The 596-nt window shown below is 61.6% G+C and carries 1 protein-coding gene; it reads left to right on the forward strand.

All coding sequences use genetic code 11. The features are described from left to right. A partial coding sequence (locus tag KVT32_RS28390; protein ID WP_217619238.1) for a DUF2167 domain-containing protein occupies positions 1-400 on the forward strand: 400 nt, incomplete at its 5' end. Positions 401-596: the final 196 nt, after the last annotated feature.

Below are 596 nucleotides of genomic sequence, written 5' to 3' on the forward strand. Positions count from 1 at the left end.
ATCGCAGCGCCTGGTGTGGGCGATCGAGAGCAAGGACAAGGGTACGACGAAGGCGGAACACGGCGCCAACTACAACACCTACGTGCTGGGCCGCGAAGGCTATTTGTCGATGAACCTGGTATCCGGCTTCGATTCGCTGGCGGCGAATAAACCCTTTGTCCAGACCCTGCTCGCGCAGACCAGCTTCAATGCCGGCAAGACCTATGCGGACTTCGATGCCGGCACCGACAAGGTGGCGGAGTACGGCATCGCGGCGCTGGTAACCGGTGTCGCGGCCAAGAAGCTGGGCCTGTTCGCGGTGATCGCGGCCTTCCTGGCCAAGTTTGCCAAGGTCATCCTGATTGCAGGCTTCGGGCTGATGGTGGGACTCGGCAAATTTTTCAGGCGCCGCAAGGCCTGATGCTTCCACCAGATATACCTCCGCCACGGCGGCGCCGCTTCGCGTGCACGGCCGTGTTTCTCATGCAATCGCCGGCTTGCACGGCACCGATACATTTTTCATGACCAATCAATCCGGACTCCTTCGTTCTTCCCGCGCCATCCTGGGCGCGGTGCTCGCCCTGGCTTTTTCCTCGGGCTGCGCGCATGCCCAAACC

Origin of the sequence: Achromobacter sp. GbtcB20, from assembly GCF_019091095.1 — a bacterium.
GTDB lineage: Bacteria > Pseudomonadota > Gammaproteobacteria > Burkholderiales > Burkholderiaceae_B > Achromobacter > Achromobacter mucicolens.